The sequence below is a fragment of the Pseudomonadota bacterium genome, assembly GCA_022361155.1.
Taxonomy (GTDB): Bacteria; Myxococcota_A; Polyangia; order Polyangiales; family JAKSBK01; genus JAKSBK01.
Genome location: JAKSBK010000187.1, coordinates 1 through 5,226, shown reverse-complemented (window position 1 = coordinate 5,226; position 5,226 = coordinate 1). Strand labels below are relative to the sequence as shown.

General features: G+C 64.3%; 4 protein-coding genes. 1 reads left to right on the top strand and 3 read right to left on the bottom strand.

From position 1 onward, the window contains the following. Positions 1-672 precede the first annotated feature (672 nt). Positions 673-951, bottom strand: coding sequence for a hypothetical protein (locus tag MJD61_06860; GenBank protein MCG8554995.1), 279 nt, complete (start codon positions 949-951; stop codon positions 673-675). Between the two features lie 19 nt (positions 952-970). Between MJD61_06860 and MJD61_06855 the strand changes: the two genes are divergently transcribed. Next, complete coding sequence (locus MJD61_06855) at positions 971-2,404, top strand: alpha-L-fucosidase (protein ID MCG8554994.1); 1,434 nt, start codon at positions 971-973, stop codon at positions 2,402-2,404. A gap of 8 nt (positions 2,405-2,412) precedes the next feature. Here MJD61_06855 and MJD61_06850 read toward each other — a convergent pair whose 3' ends face one another. Both MJD61_06850 and MJD61_06845 read right to left on the bottom strand, forming a co-directional pair. Next, on the bottom strand, positions 2,413-4,437 hold the full coding sequence (locus MJD61_06850; GenBank protein MCG8554993.1) for a hypothetical protein: 2,025 nt from the start codon (positions 4,435-4,437) through the stop codon (positions 2,413-2,415). 120 nt (positions 4,438-4,557) lie between these two features. Beyond that, positions 4,558-5,226 (bottom strand): hypothetical protein (locus MJD61_06845; protein MCG8554992.1); only part of this gene is annotated, 669 nt, incomplete at its 5' end.

The window sequence follows — 5,226 nt, the reverse complement described above, 5'->3', positions numbered from 1 at the left end:
GCAACCTTGCAGGAGCACTGCCGCAGCCTGTAACGGCACACAGGAGCAGGAGACCGCATGCGCAGGCCCCCAAACGCGTGATGACGGCGCTCAAGCGCGCCGCCGTGCTTTTTTGAACCGCTCTCATGTGCGACGACTCCACCCTGACCCTGGATGCTCGTATATGAAAGCGCATTTCACAATCGTTTGAAGTTACCACGAAACTCCAATTCACGGCAACGGTTGACCTTCACGGGATATAGCGGCATATGAACGTGAATCTCATATGTCAATGGAAGGCTGGCGCATGAATCAGGTACCACCTCCAGAGGAGGTGGTTTGATGAAGGCCCCTCGAAGGGGCTCGGTTCGTGAGGCTCGAACTGCCATCGATCGCTCGTTATTGATAAGCTTGACCAACATCGAGGCGACCTGTTCGACTTCTCCGAGCGCCTCGGCCATCACGTTTCCGGGCAAGGGCAGGAAAAGCACCGCGGGGCGGTCGAACCTTGTCGAGTCTCACCGCCAGAGGCGGTGGCTTAGGGCCCGTCCATGGCTTTTTCCGATCAGCAAGAGGCGGGCGTCGCTGGCAAAGCGCGACGACGTGCGAGGCCGGCACTGAACACGGAGTCAGCATGCGTACAACCACGATTGAAGACCGATCCGCGTCAATACATGAAACCAAGGCGTCGGCTCAAAATAACATTGCCATCTCGATTTCGATCCATCCCGTCCAGCGGCGTTGCGCCGCCTTCAAATACAGGGAGTATTCGCGCGACGGCGCGCCTTGCGGGACGGGCGCCTCGAAGCCGATCTGGAAACGATATTTTGACCCGACGCCTAAGGCGTCGGGTCGGTGCGGCTCGCCGTGCTCCTGGCGCGGCGCGCGCTGCGTGTGGATATGCTGCCTTGCGGGCAAGCTTGCTTTGGTGTCGGCTTGCACAAAAAAGCAAGCGGAATCCCCGGCGGGCACGCCTCACTCAGCAGATGAGGTGCCGGCGCACGCTGCCCAGCAGCCCGCGCAAGCCCCCGTGAAGCCGGTGGAGCTGGCTCCCACGGCGGTGACCCCGACGCCCGAGCAGGTGGCCTACCAGCGTCAGGAGCTGATCGGGTTCATTCATTTCGGTGTGAACACGTTCACGGATCGCGAATGGGGCAAGGGCGCGGAAAAGCCCGCCATCTTCAACCCCAGCGAGCTCGATACCCATCAGTGGGCCGAGCTCGCCAAGAAGGCAGGCATGGGCACGCTCATAATCACCGCCAAGCACCACGACGGTTTTTGCCTGTGGCCGTCCTCGCAGACCGAGCACTCGGTCAAGCGCGCGCCTTGGAAAGGCGGCCGTGGCGACGTGGTCGCGGAGCTTTCGAAGGCGTGTCAGAAGGCGGGCGTCAAGCTAGGTATCTACCTATCACCCTGGGACATGCACGAGCCCTCCTACGGCACCAAGGACTACAACCGTTTTTACCTCGCGCAGCTGAAGGAGCTGCTCGTGGGCTACGGACCCGTTGCCGAGGTCTGGATGGACGGGGCCAAGGGCAAGAACGCCAAGGACATGGAGTACGATTTCGCGGCCTACCGAGCACTGGTCCGCAAGCTCCAGCCCAAGGCCGTGATGTTCTCGGACCAAGGCCCCGACGTGCGTTGGATCGGCAACGAAAAGGGCATAGCTCCAACCACGTGCTGGTCGACCATGGACCGCGGCAAGGTCACCGTCGGAGGCCGGGGCCAGGGCGCGTACCTGGGTCGTGGCGATCCCGAGGGCAAGCACTGGGTCGTAGGCGAATGCGATGTGTCGATCCGCCCCGGCTGGTTCTATCACAAGAAAGAAGACACCAAGGTCAAGAGCCCGGCGGAGCTGGTGGACCTGTACTATCGGAGCGTGGGCCGCAATTGCACCTTGCTGCTCAACCTGCCGCCCGATCGACGAGGGCTCATCCACGAAACCGACGCCGCCAACCTGCTTGAAATGAGATCGATCCTCGACGAGAGCTTCACGACGAATCTGGCGCGCGGCGCCACGGCGTCCGCTTCCAACACACGCTCGGGCCACGCACGTTTTGGACCCGAGAAGATCATCGACCCGGACCTCGACAGCTACTGGGCCACGGATGACGGCACCCAAGAGGCTGCGCTGGTCGTGGAACTGCCCGAGGTGCAGACGTTCGACCGCCTGATGCTCCAGGAACCGATTTGGCTTGGCCAGCGCGTGAAGCATTTTCGCGTCGAGGTGGAGCGTGAAGGGCAGTGGAGCCACGTCGTGACGGGCACGACCATCGGCTACAAGCGGCTGTTGCGCTTCCCCGAGTTGCGTGTGCGCAAGCTGCGGGTGTCGCTGCAGACTTCCCGGCCCGCTCTGGCCATCTCGAATTTCGGACTGTTCAAGGCCTCGGCCCGCGAGCCAGATCCACCCACCGACGCCGGCTGACTTCTACGCTACAGCAGGGGCTTGAGGTCGAGACCACCGGCGTACGCGTAGCTCACGAAGCGGTCGAACCCGGACACGATCAACCCGACCTCGGAGTCCGCCGTCAGCGTGTGCACTCCGTCGCCGTCCTGGATCCCGTTCTTGGGGTGCTCGTCTACCGGACGCACGGTCAGTGTCGGCAGCACGCTCACGTCGGCAAAGCTGAGCTGGCAGCGATGGATGACCCACGCAGGATCGGGATCCCCCATGGCGCGCGGCAACCCGTCCGCAGGCCCCGTGGTGCAGTGGCCAGGTAGCGGGCGGTCATCGAGAAGGAGCGTTGCCTCGGAGCGCGCCACGATCGTGATGAAGTCGAAGATGTACTTGTCGGGCGTGAGGAACAGGTAGTCCTTTCGGTACTGCTCCATAGGTGGCACGAGGACCAGCGCCGGGTCTCCACCGGGGAGCTGCGAAGGTATGCCGAGCACCTGCTGGCTCGGCAGCGCCTGAAGCACGGCGACGGCCTGGCTCGCCTCGATCAACGTGTCCTGCTCGGCCTTGAGGATCACGTCCTCGCCTTGCAGCAGGGTGAATTGGCCGTCCGGTGCGGGAAGCGTCGTCGTGACCCGCGTCTCACCAGGGCGGGCGGCGACGATGCGAACCCACTCGGGCTCTGCTTCGACCAAGGGTAGGCTGAAGCTTCCTTCGAGCGCGGCGATCAGCGTGGCCGTTCTCGACGGCATGCGCGCCAGCACGAAACGACGGCCCAGCGCCGAGTCCGGCAGCAGCTGCTCCTCCAGGTGGTCTGCGCAACAGCGACGCTCGTCGTAGGTTCCGAACGCGGGCACATCGGATGCCTCGCTGCCAACGAACACAGCAACGGGCCGGCTGGCCTGCACCAGGCTGCCGGTGAAATCTGCGTTCAAACCCTGTGTCTCGAGATTCAGGACATCGAACGGCCCCATGTCGATCTCGTGCTCCTGGCCGGCTTTCGATTCTGGGATCGGGCCGCCGCCAACGACGGTTCCGACCGCCGGCCCCAACGTGACCTTGACGCGCGTGTTCGGCTCGGTGCCCACGATGGTCAGAAAGGCACGCAAGTCCTCCTTGTCGGTGGTCCCGTCGAAGTCCTTCTTGGGATCGTCCGAATGGCCGATCGTCTGCGGCCAGCTCACGACCGTGTAGTGGGGGCCGAGCGCCGCGGTCGGCAACAGGAGCGAGGCATCGTTCGAGAACACATTGACGTTCTGGAAGGGGTTGAACTGGTAGGCAACGATGGGTCGGCTCGACGTCACCCGGTAGGCGTTCGAGGTAAGCGCGGTGTGCGTGCCATCGTTGAGTCGCCGCGAGCCATCCACCTCGCGCGCAGGCAGCAGGATGCTCTCGAGGTCGCCGGGCGGCACGGGTACTTCCTCGACAAGCTCCAGCCGTGGCGGTTCGCCTGGGGGCGCTTGGTTTATCTCGACCCGCACCAGCGCCTCCATCCGGCTTGGATTGGAAACGACGATCGCGTACTGCTGAGCCGCGGCGCTGGCCCCCGGCACCACCGCGTTGTCGAGATCTACCGCGTAGAACTCGCAGCCCACATAGCTGCTCTCCGCGGCTGCGGCTTCACACGAGGATACGCAGCGGCCCGCGCGGCACACCTCGCCAGCTTCGATAGCGCACTCGCGTATCAGGTCATAACCGCTCCCATCCGACTTGCATTGGATTACCGCGCCCGCCATGCAGCTCGGAGTATCTGGCGCGCATATGGCGCACTCGAGCCTGAGGTCGCAGATCATGTTCTGCCGCATGCAGTCGACCAGGAGCTCGTCCTGCAGGAACTCGCCGCTGCGCGTGCACTCGTGCAGCTCTTCGACCCGCCTGCCGTCCGCGTTGACATGGACGCACGCGCGCTGCCCCTCGTGCCGGCACTGCAGGACACCCGCGACCACTTGCGCCGGTGGCTCGAGCGGAGGCAGCAAACCCGAAGCGGCTTCGGTCACCTCGCAGCCGAGCAGGGTGACGGCCAACCCGCCTAGCAGCAGCGTCCTGTACCTGGACCTAGACATCCTGCTCTTTTCTCGCAGCGATTCTGGCGCCCGTCGTGGTGAGCTCCAGCACGCGACGGTGCGCCTTGCTGGCCGTGCGCCTCGAAGCCGATCTGGCGATGCAATCGATGACCCGACACCTCAACGCCGCATGATAAAGGAGTTGACCGCGCGGTGCGTCAAGTACCGCGTCGACAGCAGGCTGTAGCGGAGCTGATTGAAGGCAAAGCCCGGGATCCGCAGCGCCTGTACGGTCCAGCTCACGCTGCCCCCCGGTATGTCGCTGAGGTCGGGAAGGCTGGATAGATCCGGGATCGGGGCCTGTTGCTGCGTGCCCGCCACGATCAGGCGCCAAGCAGGATGCCCATCGCCTCCCCTGATGCTCACGTAGTGGGCGTCACTCTTGCCCCCTGTTCCGGACCAGCGCAGGACGCGGTCTCCGGGGATAGGTTCTCCTCGGCTCGGCGCCCGGCTGCGCGGTATGCCCAGGAAGTCATCGAGCCGCACGCGGCCGCCCGCGGTTGGCCTCAGGGCACGCTTGATGGAAACGGTGAACGGAACCCGACCCGATTGCTCGCTGAAGTGCCCGCCGCGCACGTAGTACAGCGCGTCGGCCAGGGGGCCCTGCAGAGCTGGCTGGGTGAAGAAACGGAACACGCTGGTGCTTTGGCGCCGCTGCAGGCGATCGAGCGAGCTTTCACCGACCTCGCGCACGATCAGCCCCTCCGCCCCGAGATCGAGGAACGCTTCGACTTCGAACAGATCGTCGACCCCCTCGGCACTCGCTGGCAAACCCACGAGCTCGACATC